Origin of the sequence: Exiguobacterium sp. s138 (assembly GCF_018618775.1) — a bacterium.
Classification (GTDB): Bacteria; Bacillota; Bacilli; order Exiguobacteriales; family Exiguobacteriaceae; genus Exiguobacterium_A; species Exiguobacterium_A artemiae.
Genome location: NZ_JACSMW010000003.1, coordinates 175,366 through 197,342, shown reverse-complemented (window position 1 = coordinate 197,342; position 21,977 = coordinate 175,366). Strand labels below are relative to the sequence as shown.

17 protein-coding genes are annotated in these 21,977 nt (G+C 50.5%); 15 read left to right on the top strand and 2 right to left on the bottom strand.

Features of this window, described 5'->3' with window-relative positions; all coding sequences use genetic code 11:
* Window positions 1-9 precede the first annotated feature (9 nt).
* Together KNP91_RS08285 and KNP91_RS08280 are read right to left on the bottom strand one after the other, a co-directional pair.
* The gene (locus tag KNP91_RS08285; RefSeq protein ID WP_214849552.1) at window positions 10-1,950 is read right to left on the bottom strand and encodes a serine/threonine-protein kinase; all 1,941 of its coding nucleotides are present in this window, start codon (window positions 1,948-1,950) and stop codon (window positions 10-12) included.
* A gap of 94 nt (window positions 1,951-2,044) precedes the next feature.
* Window positions 2,045-2,551, bottom strand: coding sequence for a competence protein ComK (locus tag KNP91_RS08280; protein WP_026827557.1), 507 nt, complete (start codon window positions 2,549-2,551; stop codon window positions 2,045-2,047).
* 250 nt (window positions 2,552-2,801) lie between these two features.
* Here KNP91_RS08280 and KNP91_RS08275 point away from each other — a divergent pair, with 250 nt between their 5' ends.
* The 15 genes from KNP91_RS08275 (at window position 2,802) to KNP91_RS08205 (ending at window position 21,891) form a co-directional block, all read left to right on the top strand.
* Window positions 2,802-3,002, top strand: coding sequence for a cold shock domain-containing protein (locus KNP91_RS08275; RefSeq protein ID WP_012371294.1), 201 nt, complete (start codon window positions 2,802-2,804; stop codon window positions 3,000-3,002).
* Window positions 3,003-3,285: 283 nt separating this feature from the next.
* Window positions 3,286-3,849 carry a ribosome hibernation-promoting factor, HPF/YfiA family gene (gene hpf / locus KNP91_RS08270; protein ID WP_012371293.1) on the top strand — a complete coding sequence of 188 codons (564 nt, stop codon included), beginning with the start codon at window positions 3,286-3,288 and terminating at the stop codon, window positions 3,847-3,849.
* A 217-nt stretch (window positions 3,850-4,066) separates the two neighbouring features.
* Window positions 4,067-6,586, top strand: coding sequence for a preprotein translocase subunit SecA (gene secA / locus KNP91_RS08265; RefSeq protein WP_214849551.1), 2,520 nt, complete (start codon window positions 4,067-4,069; stop codon window positions 6,584-6,586).
* 67 nt (window positions 6,587-6,653) lie between these two features.
* Window positions 6,654-7,754, top strand: a complete 1,101-nt coding sequence (gene prfB, locus KNP91_RS08260; protein WP_012371291.1) for a peptide chain release factor 2 — start codon at window positions 6,654-6,656, stop codon at window positions 7,752-7,754.
* Between the two features lie 67 nt (window positions 7,755-7,821).
* Window positions 7,822-8,325, top strand: a complete 504-nt coding sequence (locus KNP91_RS08255; protein ID WP_214849549.1) for a GNAT family N-acetyltransferase — start codon at window positions 7,822-7,824, stop codon at window positions 8,323-8,325.
* Between the two features lie 101 nt (window positions 8,326-8,426).
* The gene (locus tag KNP91_RS08250; protein ID WP_012371289.1) at window positions 8,427-9,296 is read left to right on the top strand and encodes a YitT family protein; all 870 of its coding nucleotides are present in this window, start codon (window positions 8,427-8,429) and stop codon (window positions 9,294-9,296) included.
* Between the two features lie 110 nt (window positions 9,297-9,406).
* Window positions 9,407-9,769, top strand: a complete 363-nt coding sequence (cccB, locus tag KNP91_RS08245) for a cytochrome c551 (RefSeq protein ID WP_214849546.1) — start codon at window positions 9,407-9,409, stop codon at window positions 9,767-9,769.
* A gap of 194 nt (window positions 9,770-9,963) precedes the next feature.
* On the top strand, window positions 9,964-10,650 hold the full coding sequence (ftsE, locus tag KNP91_RS08240; RefSeq protein ID WP_214849545.1) for a cell division ATP-binding protein FtsE: 687 nt from the start codon (window positions 9,964-9,966) through the stop codon (window positions 10,648-10,650).
* Window positions 10,640-11,539 carry a permease-like cell division protein FtsX gene (gene ftsX / locus KNP91_RS08235; protein WP_012371286.1) on the top strand — a complete coding sequence of 300 codons (900 nt, stop codon included), beginning with the start codon at window positions 10,640-10,642 and terminating at the stop codon, window positions 11,537-11,539. The genes ftsE and ftsX overlap by 11 nt, the downstream gene beginning before the upstream one ends.
* Window positions 11,540-11,580: 41 nt before the next feature.
* Window positions 11,581-12,987 carry a M23 family metallopeptidase gene (locus tag KNP91_RS08230; RefSeq protein WP_214849543.1) on the top strand — a complete coding sequence of 469 codons (1,407 nt, stop codon included), beginning with the start codon at window positions 11,581-11,583 and terminating at the stop codon, window positions 12,985-12,987.
* 95 nt (window positions 12,988-13,082) lie between these two features.
* The gene (locus KNP91_RS08225; protein WP_214849540.1) at window positions 13,083-14,504 is read left to right on the top strand and encodes a S41 family peptidase; all 1,422 of its coding nucleotides are present in this window, start codon (window positions 13,083-13,085) and stop codon (window positions 14,502-14,504) included.
* A gap of 19 nt (window positions 14,505-14,523) precedes the next feature.
* Window positions 14,524-15,687, top strand: coding sequence for a PDZ domain-containing protein (locus tag KNP91_RS08220; RefSeq protein ID WP_214849537.1), 1,164 nt, complete (start codon window positions 14,524-14,526; stop codon window positions 15,685-15,687).
* 167 nt (window positions 15,688-15,854) lie between these two features.
* Window positions 15,855-17,822 carry an excinuclease ABC subunit UvrB gene (gene uvrB / locus KNP91_RS08215; RefSeq protein ID WP_483297833.1) on the top strand — a complete coding sequence of 656 codons (1,968 nt, stop codon included), beginning with the start codon at window positions 15,855-15,857 and terminating at the stop codon, window positions 17,820-17,822.
* Window position 17,823: 1 nt separating this feature from the next.
* Window positions 17,824-20,679 carry an excinuclease ABC subunit UvrA gene (gene uvrA, locus KNP91_RS08210; RefSeq protein ID WP_214849535.1) on the top strand — a complete coding sequence of 952 codons (2,856 nt, stop codon included), beginning with the start codon at window positions 17,824-17,826 and terminating at the stop codon, window positions 20,677-20,679.
* 108 nt (window positions 20,680-20,787) lie between these two features.
* Window positions 20,788-21,891 (top strand): DUF4097 family beta strand repeat-containing protein, encoded by a 1,104-nt coding sequence (locus tag KNP91_RS08205; RefSeq protein WP_012371280.1) that lies wholly within the window; start codon window positions 20,788-20,790, stop codon window positions 21,889-21,891.
* Window positions 21,892-21,977 lie beyond the last annotated feature (86 nt).

Genomic DNA, 21,977 nt, shown 5'->3' with positions numbered 1-21,977 from the left:
AGGGCCTCCTTAAATCCGGTAGTCGTAACCGGTTGGTGTTTCGTCCGGTTTGACGGTTTCCGGTGTCGCATGGTCTTTCGTAAAGGCATCAAACCGGATCCGGACGTCCTGATAACCGGTCGCCTGCAGAGCTTCCGTCGTTCGTTCGAGGAACGGCGTTGCGAGACGCTCGAGGAGCGGGAAATCATTTTCAATCGTAATCTGCATCTTCCGGTTGACCGTTTCGACGCGGACACCGATGTCGCCGAGGCGTGGTGTCTCAAGTTGGACGTACAACGTGTTGTTTTCCCAGTCGATCACTTCATCCGGTCGTTTATTTTGTAAGTGGACGTGCAGTCCGGCCGTCCCTTCGACGAGCTGGACGGGCAGGGCGAGCAATAGTTGCTGCAGTTGCTGGTTGTTATCCGGTTTATTGACCTGTTGCTGCGTGTTCAGAAACGTTTGCAGTTTCGCCGCTTCCGGATTCGCTGCCGGCGTCGCGAGTTTCAACTCCGCCGTTTGTAACTGAAGCGTTTTTTGGACCGTCTCCTGTAAAACCCGTGGACTGTTTTGTCCCGGTTCGTACGGAATCGGTCGTTGTGTGGTTGAAGCCGGTTGGTTTGGTGATGCCGGTTGACTTTGCGGTAAGACCGGTGTTTGTTGCGTATTGGTGACAGCCGGCCGCAAGCCCGGATTCAGTTCCGGTAAGTAGGCGGTCCGGACGTTTGCCGGAGCATAACGGAATGCTTCGAGCGCCAGGCGGACTTCCTGGACGACGGCTTTGGCTTCCGTCCCGCGTCCGAGCAGGGCCAGTTCCGTTCCCCGTTCAAGTTTTGACAACAGTTGGATCAGTTGTTTTTCGTCACGCATGCTCGTATGTAACATCGCGTCCGTCTGCTGGAACGTTTGCCGCAGCCGGTTCGCCGTACTTTCAATGACTTGGGCCATCTGGAGCGGCCGTTCCTCGACGAGCGGTTCGAGTTGCCGCAGTTGTGAAACAATCGTTCGCTGTTGGCTGCGGAAATCATTTGTCACTTCGGCCAGCCGTGGTGTCACTTCAGCAATGACCGTCAAATTCGACCGGACGGGAGCGACGGACGGAGCCGGAATGGTTTTTTCCGTCGGCACTGCTTGCGCCTGAGCGATGACGGCCGTCAATTGTTCGAGTTTACTTGGTGCCGGACGTTCCGCGAGTACCGGTCGTTCACTTGGGAAATAAGACCGGAGTTGTTCCCGTACCGCTGGCAGGTCACCGCGGTCGATCCGGGCGAGGATGTCCGGTCGGACGTCTGCCGGAACATGTGCTGCGATTTGCCGGAGAGCGACCGGTGTCGCCTGATCGATGTCATGGTGTGTCGGAAGTGTCGCGCGGGCGACGTCGAGTGCGATGACGTTGCTGAGCGTCGGTTTCTCGATCACCGCTTGCCGTTCCGGTAAGACGTCGACTAACGAATCGGTTGAGCCGAGCAACTGGGCGATCAGGACGTTGGCGTCAGCCGGCAGTGCACTGTCGGACGGACGTGTGATGAGCTGGAGGACCAGGTCCTTGTAAGTCCCTTGCAGGGCGGCGACGAGTCGGGCGACCGTTTCCGGTGTCTGCGGCAGTTGACCGGTCGCAAGCAGCCGGGCGACGGCCTGTTTTAATTCCGGTGGTAGATTGTCGAGTAAGGTCGCATCGACACCAGACGAATCCGGTTTCGTTGGTCCGGTCACCGGTACATCGGGCTCGGTCTGCTCTGTCACCTGTTCGATCAGATAACCTTCTGTCGTTTGGCCTTTGACCTGGAATTGAAACGTGCCTTCCGGAACATCACCGGTGAAGGTCATCTCGACCTTTTCGCGGCCGACCTGGACGAGAGCTGTATTCGGACCCGTCTTTTCGAGGACGGTCCCGCTGTATGTTTTCGTCTCCGATAAGGTGGTCGTGGGGGCGGAACGGGTCGGACTTGCTGGATTCATCTGGATATTCATCGATGAACCTCCTTTCTTGAAAAATTCTTCATCTTATTATATATCGGCACAAACAAAAAAGGATTGAGCGAAATCATCGCCCAACCCATTTTTTTTACGATTTGATTGCATTAAAGCGGTCCTCTAATGTCATCGCGTTCAATTGCTGGTAACGAGCCATCAGCTCGCCGGTTGCTTTCATTTGGTTGCGGACGATGTAAGGAGAGGCGTTTACGGGAAGGATCATGCCGTTACGAGTTTTGAGTTTAGTCTGTCCGTCTTCCTCGATGACTTCGGACATGTGGCTCCAGGCGTACCACTCGCAATCATCACGTTTTGGTGATTTGGTAGGGAAAAAGACGAGACCGAGTGTCGGTTCGATGACGACAGGGACTTTTCCTTTCACGGAAGCGACACGTTTGGCGGTGACGATCCGTTCCTCGATGGAACTGTTGTACTGTCTGCAAGAGAGCTGCAGGAGTTGATACGGACGAAGCGGTGTCATGATCGTTGATCCGTCTTCTAAGACGATGATGGATTGTTTCATCATGTCATAGCACGGTAAGATCGCAACGGTCCGTTTCGTGATTCGATACTTTTCGTCATTATGGAATGGTCGCATTCGACTACATCCTCCTTAGATAGGACAATGGATAAAATAGGTAATTACTAACGATATAATACAATACTACACCTGTAATGACAATGTAATTTTTTGAAAAATAGAGCAATACATAAGGAAATTTAATTCAATTGAATATTTAATTCAAATTAATCAGAATTTTTAATTGTCAATAATTGCTTCTTTTGATAGTATACTCGGTAGAGAGCTTGCTCTCGCAATCCAGTTTGCGAAGGGAACGTGAATTCGAATGGAACAAGGTAAAGTAAAATGGTTTAATGCTGAAAAAGGTTACGGCTTCATCGAGACATCGGATGCAAAAGACGTCTTCGTCCACTTCTCGGCAATTCAAGCAGATGGCTACAAATCACTTGAAGAAGGCGAAGAAGTAGAATTCGAAATCGTCGACGGCGATCGTGGCCCGCAAGCGGCAAACGTCTCGAAACTGTAATTCCGTTAGCAGCCACCACCGTTTTTAGGAATCTCCTAAAAGCGGTTTTTTTGTTTCATCTCAATTTGTTAAGGGTATATACGCTAATATCAACAGGCAACAACTATTATAGTACGCTAAGTTTAGCAGGAGACGTTCAACAGAATGTCACCGTTTTCATTTCCTTGCAGGGCTTATCGTGGTATAATAATTACGAACCAAAAGAATTTTGAATCTTCAGAAGGAAACGACTGAAACGATGACGAATTCATAGGTTCAACCGGTTACTTAAGGAGGAGTTTACATGATCTACAACATTCGCGGTGAAAACTTGGACGTCACAGATGCTCTCAAGGACTACGTCGAGAAAAAGCTTGAAAAGTTAACTCGTTATTTCACAACTCCTACGGAAGCGCAAACGGCTTATGTCAATCTCAAAGTCAACAATGAGAAACAAAAAGTCGAAGTGACGATTCCAATGCCAAACCTCTTGCTGCGGGCAGAGGATGTCAATGGCGACATGTACGCAGCAATCGACCTCGTCGTCGATAAGCTCGAACGTCAAATCCGGAAACATAAAACGAAAATCAACCGGAGAGGCCGTGCCAAAGACGGCGGTATTGGAGAGTACTTCAAAACGCTCGAAGGACCGGAGGCAGAAGCACCTGTCTACGAAGAGGATGAAGCGGAACTCGAACTCGTTCGGACAAAACGTTTCACACTCAAACCGATGGACACGGAAGAAGCGATTCTTCAAATGGACATGCTCGGTCACACGTTCTTCGTCTTCTCAGACGCGGAAACGGGTAACACGAACGTCGTCTACCGTCGGAAAGATGGCCGTTACGGCTTGATTGAACCAGAATAATGAATCTACAGAGGACTTACTCTCCGGAGTAAGTCCTCTTTTGGTATGATAAAAAACTATTTGTGAATAGAACATGTCTCAGACTAAAGTTGTATTTCATAAGACGCAGTCGCTCCGCTTGTTGAAATTTGACGGCGTATTCGGTACACTGAATAAAGGAAAAATCTCGGAATTCTGTTCGTTTAAAGAATCGTTCGAAGTAAGGGGACTGTAAGGCATGGCTAATTTTCTAAAAGAGTTATTCGCACCGACGAAACGTGTTCTGAAAAAAGCAGAAAAAGCGGCGGATGCCGTGGAATCATTTGAGGCACAAGTCGCTGCCTTATCGGATCAGGAATTAGAAGGAAAAGCGGTCGAATTCCGGACTCGTCTTGAGAACGGGGAAGACCTCGATGATATTTTACCGGAAGCTTTTGCGGTCTGTCGCGAAGTTTCAACACGTGTCCTCGGGATGCGTCATTACCGTGTCCAATTGATTGGTGGATACGTCTTGCACAACGGCGATATCGCCGAAATGAAAACCGGGGAAGGGAAAACGCTTGTCGCGACACTTCCCGTCTATTTGAATGCCCTCGCCGGCAACGGCGTTCACGTCATCACCGTCAACGAATACTTGGCGAAACGTGACCGGGACATCATGGAACCTCTTTACGCAGCACTCGGCTTATCGGTTGGTCTGAACTTGTCGAGCATGTCACGCCAGGAAAAACAAGCGGCGTACAGCTGTGACATCACATACGGAACGAACAATGAGTTCGGTTTTGATTACTTGCGTGACAACATGGTCCTCTATAAAGAAGACCGTGTCCAGCGTCCGCTTTACTTCGCTGTTGTCGATGAAGTCGACTCGATTCTCGTCGATGAAGCACGGACACCGTTGATCATCTCCGGTTCTGCCGAAAAATCAACAGCGCTTTATTCGCAAGCCGATATGTTTGCGAAAATGATGAAAGCAGATGAAGACTATACGGTCGACATCAAGACGAAAAGTGTATTGCTGACGGAACAGGGAATCGACCGTGCTGAAAAATACTTCGGCATCGATAACCTGTTTGCGCTCGATCACATCGCTCTTAACCACCACTTGAGCCTGGCGCTCCGTGCCAACTCGGTCATGCACCGGGACGTCGATTACATGGTTCGTGAAGATGAAGTCATGATCATTGACCAGTTCACGGGTCGTGTCATGGAAGGCCGCCGTTACTCGGAAGGACTGCACCAGGCGATTGAAGCGAAGGAAGGCGTCGAGATTCAACGCGAATCGATGACACTTGCGACGATCACGTACCAAAACTTCTTCCGGATGTACACGAAGCTTGCCGGGATGACCGGGACAGCGAAAACCGAGGAAGAAGAATTCCGTAACATCTATAACATGCACGTCGTACCGGTTCCGACGAACAAACCAATCGTCCGGGATGATCGGGCTGACTTGATCTTCAAGACGATGAACGGGAAGTTTGCTGCAGTCGCAGACGAAATCGAACGTGCCCACCGCGAAGGACAACCGGTCCTCGTCGGTACGGTTGCCGTCGAGACGTCAGAGTTGCTCAGCAGCATCCTCAAGAAACGTGGCATCCGCCATGAAGTCTTGAACGCGAAAAACCATGCGCGTGAAGCGGAAATCATCGAGAATGCGGGACAACCGAACGCGGTCACGATCGCAACGAACATGGCCGGTCGTGGTACCGACATCAAGCTCGGACAAGGTGTCATCGAAAAAGGTGGTCTTTACATCCTCGGGACGGAACGTCACGAATCCCGCCGGATCGATAACCAGCTCCGTGGTCGTGCCGGACGTCAGGGAGATCCGGGGGCATCCCAGTTCTATCTGTCACTTGAAGATGAATTGATGCGTCGTTTCGGATCGGATTCGCTGCAATCGATGATGGATCGTCTCGGAATGGATGATTCGCAACCAATCGAAAGCCGGATGGTTTCACGTGCCGTTGAATCGGCTCAAAAACGGGTCGAAGGAAATAACTTCGATGCGCGGAAACAGGTTCTCGGATACGATAACGTCATGGCCGATCAACGGAAAGTCATGTACGCGGACCGGGCTGCGATTCTTGATGCCCAGTCGGTTTCTGACATCGTCCGTCCGATGGTCGAACAGACGATTGAAGCGGGTGTCCATCAGTACACGCCAATCGAGTTCGTTCCGGAAGAGTGGAGCATCGCTGCATTAGCGGAGTGGGCCAACCAGACACTTGCGCTCGAAGAAAAAGTCTCCGAGCAGGATCTGTTCGGCAAGGAACGCGAAGAAATCATCGAACTGTTAAAAGAACGGACTTTTGCCCATTACGAGCACAAACGCTCGGAAGTGCCGGCTGAAGCGTTTGACGAGTTCGAGAAAGTCATCGTCCTCCGCGCCGTCGACCAGCACTGGATGAACCATATCGATCAGATGGATCAATTGCGTGAAGGGATTCACTTACGCGCTTACGGTCAAAACGATCCACTTCGTGAGTATCAATCGGAAGGTTCGATGATGTTTGATACGATGAACGCAGCGATTGCGGAAGAAGTAACACAGTTCGTTCTCCGGGCGGATCTTGATCCGAATCTGAAACGCGAAAAAGTCGTTAAAGACGAAGTCGCCGTTTCCGGTAAAGAGGACAAGGTCGTCAAGAAAGCACCGGTCCGAAAAAATCCAAATGAACAAATCGGACGTAACGACCCATGTTGGTGCGGATCCGGTAAAAAATATAAGAACTGTCACGGCCGTCAGGCATAAGTGACGAAGCGGCTGAAAGAGGCGGGAGATTCCTGCCTCTTTTGACGGAAAGAGAAGGTGGAACACAATGGAATTAGCAGAAATACGCAATACCGCCGAGTGGATGGAAAAGAAACTCGATGAATACAAAGCATCACTCGATCTCGAGACGAAGATCTCACGCATCGAGGAGCTTGAAAACGAGATGACGTACCCGGACTTCTGGAACAATCAGGAGTCGGCTCAAAAAGTCATCGACGAATCAAACGGTCTGAAAGCGATGGTCGATAAATACCAGCACCTCGCGGACGGTCACGAAAACATCGTCTTGACGTACGAATTGATTAAAGAAGAGCCGGACGTTGAACTCCAGGAAGAACTGGAGTCGGAACTCGGCGACATCAAAAAGAAATTTGATGAGTTCGAACTGCAAATCCTGTTGAACGGCGAATACGATGCGAACAACGCGATTCTCGAATTGCACCCGGGCGCCGGCGGAACCGAGTCACAGGACTGGGCATCAATGTTGTTGCGGATGTACCAACGTTTTTGTGACAAGCAGGGCTGGAAAGTCGAAACAATGGACTATCAGCCGGGTGACGAAGCCGGTGTTAAATCGGTCACGCTCCGGATCCAGGGGCACAATGCCTATGGGTATTTGAAAGCGGAAAAAGGGATTCACCGTCTCGTTCGGATTTCTCCGTTCGACTCGTCAGGCCGTCGCCATACGTCGTTCGTGTCATGTGACGTCATGCCGGAATTCAATGATGATATCGATATCGAGATCCGCACGGAAGACTTGCGTGTCGATACGTACCGGGCATCCGGTGCCGGTGGACAGCACATCAATACGACGGACTCTGCCGTTCGGATTACGCACGTTCCGACAGGCGTTGTCGTGTCATGTCAGCAGGAACGGTCACAAATCAAGAACCGTGAAGCGGCAATGAAGATGTTGAAAGCGAAACTCTATCAACGTGAAATCGAAGAAAAACAAAAGAAACTCGACGAAATCCGCGGCGAAAAATCAGATATCGCCTGGGGCAGTCAGATTCGTTCGTACGTCTTCCACCCATACAGCATGGTTAAGGATCACCGGACGAACTACGAAGTCGGGAATACGCAAGGCGCGATGGATGGGGACATCATGGGCTTCATCGATGCGTACCTGCGCTTAATGAATATGTAAGTGGATATCCCGTCGGCCTTTGTGTCGGCGGTTTTTTTCTACCAATTCGATTGAAGGAGTGCAACAGATGCAGATTCGTACAGAAATATTCAAGGATGCAGCCGGAATCCGGCTTGTTCATCAAGCCGCCTTTGGTCAACGGACGGAAGCCGATCTCGTCGAAGCGTTGCGGGAAGAGGAGGAGTCGCTGCCGCACTACAGCCGCGTCGCCGTCACCGATAAGGGAGAAATCGTCGGTCACGTTTTACTGAGCCGGATTTACATCGAGGACATTCCGTCGCTTGCGTTAGCACCGGTCGGTGTCAAACCACACTGGCAACGTAAAGGCATCGGCTCGGAATTGATCCGTCAAGTGATTGAAGATGCGCGGGAAGCCGGTGAATCGCATATCGTCGTCCTCGGTCATGACAGTTATTATCCGCAGTTCGGATTCGAGCGGGCAGTCGATTACGGCATCGAAGCCCCGTTCCCGGTCCCGACGGACGTCTTTCTGGTCATGCCGCTTGAACGGCAGGCATTAAAAGGAGTCACCGGGATAGTCCGGTACTCGAAACCCTTTAGTGCGGTATAAGAGAACCACTGCGAGTTGCTCAGCCCTTCTAGTCGCTCCTCTGTTTTTCCGCTAAAATGAAAAACGGGTTGTAGAACTTATATAAGGGGAAATGTAACGTTATGACATCAACACGTCAGGAAGTCGTCCGCGACTATGTGTATTTATTACTCGGTTCAGTCTTTGTCGCCAGTGCCTTCAGTTTATTTTTGGCACCGAACCAGTTGGCCTCTGGAGGCGTCAGCGGTCTGTCGATCGTCTTGAACGATCTGTTCGGAATTTCACCGGGTTTGTTTCAGCTGATTGCGAATATCGTTTTGCTAGCCATCGGTTGGATGATTCTCGGAATGGGCTTCGGTGTCAAATCGCTTGTCGGCTCCATTTTTTTACCGGTCGTCATCTTGGTTTATGAACGGTTCGAGGTGCCGGCAGCGACAATGAATCCGATGCTTGCTGCGATTTTCGGCGGAGCCGGCGTCGGGATCGGTCTTGGTCTGATTTTTAAAGCCCGTGCCTCGACCGGCGGGATGGATCTGATTGCCCAGATTCTGCATCGCTTCACGAAAATCCCGCTCCATTTCTGTATCGCATTGCTCGACGGGACGATCGTCATCAGTGCTGCCATCATCTTTTCGCTCGAAATCGGTTTGTATGCCCTCGTCGCCTTGTTCATTACGATCAAGATGATTGATGTCGTGCAACTCGGTATCACGAACGATAAGCTGGCCTATATCATTTCCGATCAACGGGAAGCGCTTGTTAAAGAGATTTTCCAGACGCTCGACCGGGGAGCGACGGAAATCGAGGCCGCCGGTGCATTTACTCGGACGCGCAAACCGATGCTGATGGTCGTCGTCCGCCAAGGGGAAATCACGACGCTTAAAGAAATCGTCAAACATATCGACCCGAACGCTTTTCTGGTCGTCAGCGAGGCCCATGAAGTGCTCGGGCTCGGTTTCTCGGACGACAAACGTTACCGGAATGTGCCGTAAACGTTTAGAAAGAGTGAAGTTTTTGTGAAATCACGCTTAGAAAGTATGGATAACGGTTATACTCTAATAGATAACGATGTCGTTTTGTACTTAACTAAGGGGGAATAAGAATGAAACTGAAAAACCTTTTACTCGCAGCCGGACTCGGTGCGACGCTTGTACTCGGTGCATGCGGCAGTGACGATTCAAGTTCGTCTGATACATCAAAAGACGAGTCGACGATGAGCGATGATTCGTCAAAAACAGAAACAGCAGTTGACGCTGAAAAAATCTTCGCCAACAACTGTGCTTCGTGTCACGGGAATAATCTCGAGGGAAATGTCGGACCGAATTTGACGAAAGTCGGAGCGAAATATTCTTCGGAAGAAATTCAAAAAATCATCAAAAACGGTAAAGGGCAAATGCCAGCCGGTATCCTGAAAGACGACAAAGAAATCGTTGCCGTTGCGGATTGGTTAGCTGACAAAAAATAATTATGTGATAGTATGGGGCTAGAGATGACGAACATGACAAATGTTCGCTGTCCGGCTCCCTTTTTTTATGTAAATCAGCCGGAAATGACATTTGATTGTAATGTGCTTAAAAATTGTTGCCTGTTATAATGGGGGTCGGTAGGCGTTAAGACCTATCTGATCAGCATCAGTAATCAAGTAAGGATGTGAAGTAAGTGATCAAGATGCAACAAGTCAGCAAAATTTATCCGAACGGTGTCACGGCACTTCGTGAAGTCAATTTGACGATCAACCAAGGCGAATTCGTCTATATCGTTGGTCCATCCGGAGCCGGGAAATCGACATTCATGAAAATGATGTATCGCGAAGAACGTCCGACAAGCGGTTCGTTTTTATTTAAAGGAATTGAAGTAGGTAAGTTGAAAAACCGCCAAATCCCCGAACTTCGTCGCCAAATCGGCGTCATCTTCCAAGACTTTAAACTACTCCCGTCCTTGACGGTTTATGAAAACGTCGCGTTCGCCCTTGAAGTTGTCGGTGAAGACAAATCTCAGATCCGCAAGAAAGTGCTTGAAGTACTCGAACTCGTAAAACTGAAGCACAAGGAACGGAACTATCCTGATGAATTATCCGGTGGAGAACAGCAACGGATCTCGATTGCGAGAGCCATTGTCAATCGTCCGTCACTCGTCATCGCCGATGAGCCGACCGGAAACCTCGACCCGGATACAGCATGGGAGATCATGGAAGTGTTTGAAGAGATTTATCGCCGTGGGACAACGGTCGTAATGGCGACACACAACCGAGATATCGTCAATAAGATGCGTCATCGCGTCCTTGCGATTGACGGTGGAAAAATCGTCCGAGACGAAGAGAAAGGAATGTACGGCTATGAAGTTTAATGGATTCCGTCATTTACGGGAAGGGGCAAAAGGTCTCGTCCGAAACGGCTGGATGACATTCGCTTCCGTCAGTGCCGTTACCGTGACCTTATTACTCGTTGGCATTTTTGCCATGGTCATGTTCAACGTCAACAAGATTTCCGATAACGTCGAAAAAGACGTCGAAATCCAGGTGTTCGTCGAACGAGAGTCCGATCAGGCAAAAATCGATGCAGTTGGAAAAAAACTAGAACAGATGCCTGGTGTTGAATCTGTTCGTTACAGCTCAAAAGAAGAAGAACTGGACCGCTTCAAGGAACAGCTTGGCGAAGGATCGCAAGCCTACCAGTCAGTTGAGAAGGATAATCCGCTCCACGACCGGTATATCGTCAAGGCAACTTCACCAAATGAGACAGAAACTATTGCAAATACAGTCAAAAAAATGGAAAATATAGATAGTGTCGAATATGGCGAAGATTATGTTGAGAAGATGTTCAACTTCCTTGAAGGGGTTCGGATCGGCGGTATCATCCTGATTGTCGGTTTGACATTCATGGCGATGTTCCTCATTTCGAATACGATCAAGGTTACGATTTTCTCACGTCGCCGTGAGATTGAAATCATGCGCCTCGTCGGTGCAAAAAACGGCTTCATCCGTGCTCCGTTCTTCATCGAAGGACTGTTGATGGGTGTCCTCGGGGCGTTAATCCCGATTGCTGTCGTCTACTTCGGTTATGAAGTGACGTACAATGCGTTGCAACCGCAACTCGTATCCTTGAATGCGTCGATTTTCACCTTGATTCCACCCGGTGAACTGTCGATTCAAGTGTCTGTCATTCTGCTTGCACTCGGTGCTTTCATCGGTGTCTGGGGATCAACGACGTCACTTGGCCGCTTCTTGAAGATCTAAATTCTAAAAATCAAATAAAAGATAGAGGAGAGATGCTTCTCATGAAGGTCCGATTCTGTTCCACCGTCCTAAGCTTGGCATTGATTGGTTCAAGTGTGTCCGTTCAGGCAACGTCCAAGGAAGATTTGTTGAAGGAACAACAGGAGGTCGAGTCCCGTCTGCAAGAGACGGAACAATCGCAGAATCAGACATCGGAGAAGTTAGTCTTGACGAAACAGGAGCGCAAGGAAGCAAAAGCGCGTCTTGATGAAGTCAACAGCCGTCTGGAAGATTTAGCGAGTAAGATTGCGGATCAACAGGCGGCTGTTTCTGTTGCCAAAGAAGAACTGGCGACTGTCACCCGTGCCGTCGGTCAAACCGAATCAAAACTCCGGGCGCAGGAAAAGTTGATCGGAGACCGTCTGCGGTCCGTTCAACGAGACGGCGACGTCAAATACATCGAAGTACTGCTCGACGCAAAGGATTTTGGAGATCTGATTTCGCGTTTCAGCACTGTCAGTGAAATCATCAAGCAGGATGACGGCGTCCTGCAGACGTATCAGGCAAACGTCAAACAATTAACCGAACAACGGTCCGAACAGGAACTGGTTCTCGGACAATTAAAGAAAGAGCAACGGAAACTGCTGATTCTGCAGACCCGGATCATCGCGGAATCGGAAATCAAACGGACGTTGGTCGTCCGGTTGAACAGCCAGGTCAAACAGTTGCAACAAGAGCAGTTTACGAAAGCGGAAGAAGCGGCGATCCTTGAAGACCAACAACGCCTGATCAGCCGTCAATTGGAAGAGTTGCGGGCAGCCGAACTCAAGGCCCAACAGGAAGCGAAAGAACGGGCGGAAGCGGCACAGAGAGCGGCAGAAGCTGCTGCCCGGGAAGCAGAGGCAGAAGCACAGCGTCAGGCGGAGCAGGAAGCAAAAGAAAAAGCAGACAAAGAACAGCAAGAACAAAAGCAGCCAACGACCCGTCCACCGACAGCTTCGGAACCGGTGACGGAAGCCCCGTCCCAACCGGCGACATCTAGTCCCAGCACGTCGGTCAAACCGTTCCTGTTGCCTGTGACCGGCTACGTCTCGTCACCCTTCGGTCCCCGCAACAACCCGTTGACCGGGAAGTCGGAACGGCATACCGGACTGGATCTCGTTAATGCCAAAGGAACCCCGATTAAAGCAGCGGCCGGCGGGATTGTCCTCCGGGCCGGCAGTGCGACCGGCTATGGAAATGTCGTCATGATTACACACCTGATTGACGGGAGAGTCTGGACGACGGTTTACGGTCATCTCGATTCGGTTTCGGTCAAGGCGGGACAAACGGTCATGCCGGGGGATATCGTCGGCAAACTCGGTTCAACCGGCTGGTCGACAGGGCCGCATCTCCACTTTGAGATCCATCGCGGTGAGTGGGCCGTCGGACAACCAAATGCGGTTGATCCGGCATCGTACATCTTATAACTTCAACGAGCGACTGACGAAAAGATAGGGTAACCTATCTTTTTTTGCTATACTGAAAAAAATAGCAGGTTTACACCAGAAACGAGGAATTACGCGTGAAAAAATCGACAACGGCCGTCATAGCGGTCAGTACGTTTGGTTTGGGTCTTGGAGCAGGGGCTGTCGGGATGTTAGCGGCAGGTGGAACGGATTCAGTGGCGACGAGTTCTTCGTCTAACGCAACGGGAGATTGGAAAAAAATTGATCAGGTCAGACAGATGATTTCCCAAAATTATCTCGAGGACGTGACGGATCAGGAGTTGCTCGAAGGGGCACTGACGGGAATGACGGAAGTCCTCGACGATCCGTATTCCGTCTACATGGACGAATCGGAAACGGCATCGTTCAACACGAATTTGTCGTCTTCATTCGAAGGAATCGGTGCGACCCTCGAACAAAAAGGCGAATCGATTGTCATCGTCTCACCAATCAAGGGATCGCCCGCTGAAAAAGCCGGTATCAAACCGGGGGATATTATTTTAGAAATTGACGGTAAATCAACAAAAGGACAGAAAACGGATCAAGCGGTCAAGAAAATCCGCGGCGAAAAAGGGACGAAAGTCGTCTTGACGATTCAACGCGGCGGACAGGATCCGATGAAGATTTCAATCGTCCGCGATACGATTCCGATTGAAACCGTCTATTCGAAGACGGAAAAAGTCAACGGCAAGACGATTGGTGTCCTTCAGGTGACGCAATTCTCGGATCCGACGGCAAAAGAGTTCGAGGAACAACTCGCAGCGCTCGAGGAGAAAAACATTGATGGACTCGTCATCGATGTCCGGGGAAATCCGGGCGGGCTGCTGACGGCCGTCTCGCAAATGATTGCGCCGTTCATTCCGAAAGAGACACCGATTTTCCAGGTAGAGGACAACAAAGGGGAACGGACGCAGGAATTCGGGAAAGCGGACGAGAAGAAACCTTATAAGCTCGTTGTCCTTGAAGACAGCGGATCGGCCTCGGCTTCGGAAATTCTGGCCGCCGGATTAAAAGAAGGCGCCGGTGCCGAAGTGGTCGGGACGAAATCGTTCGGAAAAGGAATCGTCCAAAGCGCTTATGATTTAAAAGACGGCAGTGATTTGAAGCTGACGACGAATAAATGGCTGACACCGGACGGCAACTGGATTCATAAAAAAGGCGTCAAGCCGACGGTCGAAGTCAAACAGCCGGATTACTTTAACGTCACGAAGATTTTGACGGATGACAAGACGCTGGCGACTGGAGATTACGGCAAGCCTGTCGAAAACGCACACCTGGTTCTTGAAGCGATCGGTTTTGATCCGAAAGGACAGGACGGTTACTTTGGCGATACGATGAAACAGGCGGTCGAGCGTCTCCAAAAAGACGCGAAGCTTGAGGTGACCGGCAAAATCGATCAGGTGACGGCTTCCGAGATGGAAACGCGTCTCCTGAAGAAACTGGAAGACGAAAAAAATGATGTCCAGCGTATCAAGGCGTTGGAAGTCGCTGCACAATAACTTACAGAAAGAGGTCTGAATGGGCGTGGAATTACTCGATGGAATCGGTTGGACAGTGATTAGTCTCTTCGCTAGTCCAATCTTGTGGTTAGCAATTCTAGTCAGTTTTTTACTCAGTATGCGACGTGTCAAACGCGAACGGAATCTGTTCCGCTCACGCACGCGTAGCAAACGGACCGATGTCTTCGAAACGCTTGTTCCAGGCTTCGTCGTTGGTCTTGTCTTATCCGTCATCAGTGTAAGTCTGACATTGACGGTCTCGTCAGAGTTTCTGATTGCCTTCATGGTGTTGACGTTCCTGATTTTGTTGACAGGTATCATCCGCTTCAATTTACCGCTCGGACCGCTTGTCATCCTGGTAGGTCTCACCTGGTTCATGACGAGTGACCGGATTGAAGGTCTCCGCGATGTCAGCGTCAGCGATTGGATGCTGCTTGCGACCCTGTCGTTAGGTGCCGAATTGCTGTTGCTGATCTGGCGGGGGAAAAAGAATTTATCGCCGTCGCTCGTCTTATCGAAACGGGGACGTTACATCGGCGGGCTGTCGTCCAACAAACTGTGGCTGATTCCACTCATCGTCTTCGTGCCGGGAAGCAGTCTCGAAGTCTTGATTCCGCAATGGTCGTTTCCGGAATTCGTTCCGATTGTCTTGTTCCTGCCGATCGGCTTCAGTTTCCTCTTTACCGGCCAGTTGCCGGACCAGCTGATCCGTCCCCTGATCCAAGGGCGGCTGATCACGTTCCTGTTGTCTGTCGTGCTCGCGGCAGGCGCCTTCCTGACCGGACAGGACATCTGGTTGTACGGGTTGCCGGTCCTGCTCATGATTCACCTGATTCTGCATCAGCGGACGAAACGACTTAATCGGTCCCAGACCCCGTTGTTCCTGAACGGTAAACGTGGCGTCGTCATTCTCGGAACGTTACCGGAGAAACCGGCTTCCGAGATGGGGCTTGTTCCGGGTGAAGCAATCTATAAAGTCAACGGAGAGTTCGTCGAGTCGGAGAAATCGTTTTATGAAGCGATTCAAAAACATAAACCGTACCTGCGTCTCGAAGTCATGAATCATAACGGAGACGTCCGGTTCGCACAGCGGGCCTTTTATGAACAGGATCATCACGATCTCGGGATTTTGTTCGTCAGTGAGCCCGGTAACAAACGGACGAAAATCCGGACGCTTCAGTGAGTCAAAATCAAAATCCAGCTCAAAAAACAGTTCAGCCTACGGGCTGGACTTTTTCTTTTGGCGAAAAACGGGTAACTTCTAAGAGGAGCACTTCAAAGTCGAATATTTGTTCGTAAAGTGGTACAATAAAAATAGATTTTGTGAACTGGATGAGGGGGAAGAATACGATGGATTTTGAGTTAGTATCACCATTTGAACCGGGTGGCGATCAGCCGGAAGCGATTAAAAAATTGATTGAAGGCGTCAAGAACGGTGAACGCCATCAGACGTTGCTCGGCGCGACAGGGACAGGGAAAACCTTTACCGTCTCGAACGTCATCAAAGAGATTAAGAAGCCGACGCTGGTCTTGGCACACAATAAGACGCTTGCCGGTCAGCTGTATTCGGAGTTCAAAGAGTTCTTCCCAAATAACGCGGTCGAATATTTCGTCAGCTTTTATGATTATTACCAACCGGAAGCCTATGTACCGTCGACAGATACGTTCATCGAAAAAGACTCATCAATCAACGATGAGATTGACAAGCTGCGTCACTCGGCGACAGCTTCCCTGTTCGAACGGGAAGACGTCCTGATTGTCGCGTCGGTGTCGTGTATCTATGGTCTCGGTAATCCGGAAGAGTACAACAACCACGTGCTGTCGTTGCGTGTCGGAAACGAGATGGGACGAAACGAGATGTTGCGTCGTCTGATCGACATTCAATATGAACGAAATGATATCGATTTCCAGCGCGGGCGGTTCCGTGTTCGGGGGGATGTCGTTGAAATCTTCCCGGCGTCCCGCGATGAACAGTGTGTCCGGATCGAATTTTTCGGAGATGAGATTGAACGAATCCGTGATATGGACCCATTGACAGGGGAAATCATTGCCGACCGGGAACACATATCGATTTTCCCGGCATCCCACTTCGTGACGGGGGATACCCGTCTGCAAAAAGCGATTACGAACATTGAGGCTGAGCTCGAAACGCAACTCGCGAAGATGCGGGAAGACGGTATGCTGCTCGAAGCCCAGCGGCTCGAACAGCGGACGAATTATGACCTTGAGATGATGCGCGAGATGGGTTACTGCTCGGGGATCGAAAACTATTCCCGTCACTTGAACTTAATGCCCCCGGGCTCGACACCGTACACGTTGATCGATTACTTCCCGAAAGACTTTTTACTGGTCGCCGATGAGTCGCACGTGACGTTGCCGCAAATCCGCGGGATGTACAACGGGGACCAGGCCCGGAAACAAGTCCTCGTCGACCACGGCTTCCGTCTGCCGTCAGCGAAGGACAACCGGCCGCTCCGGTTCGAGGAATTTGAGGAAAAGGTTAGCCAAGCGATTTATATCTCGGCGACACCCGGTCCTTACGAAATCGAACATACAAAAGAGATGGTCGAACAAATCATCCGTCCGACCGGACTCGTTGATCCGACGATCGAGATTCATCCGATTACCGGTCAAATCGACTACTTGATGGATAACATCCGCGAACGTGTCGCGAAAAATGAACGAGTGCTCGTGACGACATTGACGAAAAAAATGTCGGAGGATTTGACGGATTATCTGAAGGAGCATGGCGTTAAGGTCAACTACATGCACTCGGAAATCAAGACGCTTGAGCGGATTGAAATCATCCGCGATTTACGGCTCGGGAAATACGATGTCCTCGTCGGGATCAACCTGTTGCGGGAAGGACTGGATATTCCGGAAGTCTCACTCGTGACGATACTTGATGCCGACAAGGAAGGATTCCTGCGTTCGGAACGGTCACTGATTCAGACGATCGGTCGGGCAGCCCGAAACTCGGAAGGGCACGTCATTCTGTTTGCCGATAAGATGACCGACTCGATGCAGCGAGCGATTGATGAAACGGAACGGCGGCGCAACATTCAGCTCGCCTTTAATAAAGAACACGGTATCACGCCGAAAACGATTCAAAAGGATGTCCGTGGTGTCATCAGTACGACGATCGAGAGCGACGATACAGTCGAAAAACTCGAAAAGTTCAACAAACTGAAAAAACCGGAACGCGAAACGTTGCTCGAACAACTCGATCAAGAGATGCGTCAAGCGGCGAAAGACATGCAGTTTGAACGGGCAGCTGAATTGCGTGACCTTATCTTAGAATTGAAAGCAGGTGCCTAAGTTGGCAGAAAAAAAGAACAAGATCATCATCAAGGGCGCTCGTGTCAATAACTTACAAAACATCGATGTCGAAATCCCGCGCGATCAGCTTGTCGTCCTGACAGGCTTATCCGGGTCCGGGAAATCGTCTCTCGCATTTGATACGATTTATGCGGAAGGACAACGGCGGTATGTCGAAAGTCTGTCCGCCTATGCCCGCCAGTTTTTAGGACAGATGGACAAACCGGACGTCGATGCGATCGAAGGACTCAGTCCGGCCATTTCGATTGACCAAAAGACGACCAGTAAAAACCCGCGTTCGACGGTCGGGACGGTTACGGAAATCTATGACTATCTCCGTCTGCTCTATGCCCGGATCGGAAAACCGATTTGTCCGAATCACGGGATTGAAATCTCAAGCCAGACGATCAGTCAGATGGTCGACCAGGTGATGGAACTGCCGGAGCGCAGCCGTCTGCAGATTCTCGCACCGATCATTTCCGGCCGCAAAGGCGCCCATGTCAAAGTCTTCGAAGACCTGAAAAAAGAAGGGTTCGTCCGTGTTCGCGTTGATGGCGAAACGATCGATTTGACAGATGACATCGAACTCGAGAAAAATAAAAAACACTCGATCGAAGTTGTCGTCGACCGGGTCGTTGTCCGTCCGGATGTGGAAGCCCGCCTCGCGGATTCGCTCGAGACGGCACTTCGTCTTGCGGACGGTCGTGTCATCGTCGATACGATGGATGGAAACGAACTGTTGTTCAGCGAACATCATGCCTGCCCGATCTGCGGTTTTTCAATCGGAGAACTCGAACCACGGATGTTTTCGTTTAACTCGCCGTTCGGAGCTTGTACATCGTGTGACGGACTCGGGACGAAACTCGAAGTCGACGTGGATCTCGTTGTACCGCATCCGGATAAATCGTTGAACGAAGGGGCGATCATCGCCTGGGAACCAACCAGTTCACAATATTATCCGCAGTTGCTTGCGGCTGTCTGCAGCCACTTCAACATCGACATGGATACACCGTTCGAACAGCTGTCGGACGAACACCGCGATATTCTGTTGAACGGTAGCACGAAGGAAGAAATCCAGTTCCGTTATGAAAATGACTTTGGGATGGTCCGCAATACGTCATTATTCTTTGAAGGTGTCCTGAACAATTTACAACGACGCTTCAAAGAGACATCGTCCGACTACATCCGGGAACAGATGGAAGGGTACATGGCGAAAAAAGCCTGTCCGACGTGTAAAGGACACCGCTTGAAACGCGAATCATTGGCAGTCAAAGTGTCAGGAATCCACATCGGTGATGTGACGAAGATGTCCGTCAAACAAGCTGTCGTCTGGTTTGAAGAGTTACCAAGCAAACTATCGGAGAAGGATCAGACGATTTCGCGGATGATCGTCCGCGAAATTCATGAACGGTCTTCATTCCTCGAAAACGTCGGCCTTGATTATCTGACAATCTCGCGTGCCGCCGGAACATTATCCGGTGGGGAAGCGCAACGGATTCGTCTGGCGACACAAATCGGTTCCCGGCTGACAGGAGTTCTCTACGTCTTGGATGAACCGTCAATCGGACTCCACCAACGCGATAACGACCGCTTGATCAATACGTTGAAGACGATGCGCGATCTCGGAAACACGTTGATTGTCGTCGAACATGATGAGGATACAATGATGGCAGCGGACTACCTGATTGATATCGGACCGGGAGCCGGTGACCACGGCGGATTCGTCACGGCAGCGGGACGTCCGGAAGAACTGATGCAGGATCCGAATTCTTTGACGGGACAATACTTATCCGGCAAGAAATTCATTCCCGTCCCGTCTGAACGGAAACAACCGGACGGTCGGGCGTTACGGATTCACAAAGCGTCGGAAAACAATTTGAAAAACGTCGATGTCGACATTCCGCTTGGTTTGTTCGTCGCCGTGACCGGGGTATCCGGTTCCGGGAAATCGACGTTGATCAATGAGATACTCTACAAGACGATTGCCCATGAGATGAACCGGGCGAAGGAAAAACCGGGCGCCCATAAAGGAATTTCCGGACTCGACCAAATCGATAAAGTCATCGATATCGATCAGTCACCGATCGGTCGGACACCACGTTCGAACCCGGCGACGTATACCGGCGTCTTTGACGATATCCGCGACGTCTTTGCCTCGACGAACGAAGCAAAACTTCGCGGGTATAAAAAAGGCCGCTTCAGCTTCAACATCAAAGGCGGACGTTGCGAGGCCTGCCGCGGCGACGGCATCATCAAGATTGAGATGCACTTCCTGCCGGATGTGTATGTGCCGTGTGAAATCTGTCACGGCAAACGCTACAACCGCGAAACGCTGGAAGTAAAATATAAAGGCAAGACGATTGCCGATGTGCTCGAGATGACAGTTGAAGATGCGTTGGAATTCTTTGAAAAGATTCCGAAAATCAGTCGGAAACTGCAGACGATTGCCGACGTTGGTCTGACCTACATGCGTCTCGGACAACCGGCGACGGAACTGTCCGGCGGAGAAGCACAACGGGTCAAGCTGGCATCCGAGCTGCATAAACGTTCGACCGGGAAAACAATTTATATTCTCGATGAGCCGACGACCGGGTTACACGTCCACGATATCGCCCGATTGCTGAAAGTCTTGCAACGACTCGTCGACAACGGAGACACGGTGCTCGTCATCGAACACAACCTGGATGTCATCAAAACAGCTGACTATTTGATTGATCTCGGACCAGAGGGCGGAGACGGCGGCGGGAAGATTGTCGCGACCGGAACACCGGAAGACATCGCAGCGGTCAAGGAATCCTATACCGGTCATTACCTGGCTCCTGTTCTCGAACGAGACACGGCCCGAATCAAATCATGAAACTTTTTTGATTCAGGAATCGTAAAAAGGGAAGTAAGGAAAGTAGAACGAAGTAAATAAGCAAGTCCCATCGATTAACGTGTACCAGATCAGAGGAGGGAACTATTGATGAAGCAGGATATGCGCCAACTGATACTTGAACAAGTGAAAGAAGGAAAGCTGACGATTGACGAAGCACTTGATAAACTCGAACGCCTTGAAGCCATCGATCAGAAACCGTCGTCTTCAAGTGAGCATAAATACGTGGACGAACCGGAACAATACGACCGGGTCGACCATTATACGGTCGACTCCTTGACATCAAAAGTCATGTCAGCTTTTGACGGCCTCGTCAACCGGATCAAAGAAAGTGACTTGTCACTCAATCAAACGTCCGGACCGAACGTCACGTACGTCAAACAATTCCCGTTCAGCGGTGAGACGATTCATTTGGATTTATTTAATGCCAATGCCATCGTCGAACCGGGTGACTTGGAAGAGTGTGAGTTGACCGTTACCGGTCGCCCGCTCCGTCAAGTGAACGAAGAACAAGCGCTGGAGCAACTGCAGGCAGCACTTCAGCACTCTGTTTCTGCGAACACGTTATCGATTCGTCTGAAGGATAAACGCGTTCGCGCGACGGTTCACTTGAAGATTCCGCGCCGTCACTATGAATCACTCGTCTTGCAGACGTTAAACGGTGAAGTCACGTTATCGTCGCTTGATGCGACGTCAGTGCAACTGATGACAGCGAACGGACGAATTCATGTCCGTGACCTGTTCAGTGAAGAAGTGAAGACGTCAACCGCCAACGGTTCGATCGAAATCGAAGAATCGGAAATCAAGTCGTTAAGAGCGAAAACGGCCAACGGTCAAGTCATTGCGACCGGCGTGTTTGAGCGGTCTGATCTGAAGACGGCGAACGGTAACGTCCGGTGTGAACTGAAGACAGTCCAGGATGCGAAGATCCAAGCGTCGTCGCTTGCCGGAAGCATCGCCTTGATGTTGCCGCACGGTGCAGAAGTCTACGGTGAACTGGAAACGAACTTCGGCGGTCTGAACTGTAACCTCGACGAAATGGAATTGATCCGCGATCAAAAAGAAGTCGTCAACCGGAAACTCCACTTCCTGTCAGGTCGTGGTCGGACTCCGAAGATTGAAGTCGCCGCTGATACGAAGACGGGCACGATTTCCGTCACGCACGGTGTTCACTTAAGTCCGCAAGCTTTATAATCCGAGTCCTGTCCCTTGATTCATAAGGGGCAGGATTTTTTTGCCGAAAAAAAGACGACCCGCTATCAGAAGATAGGGAGTCGCCG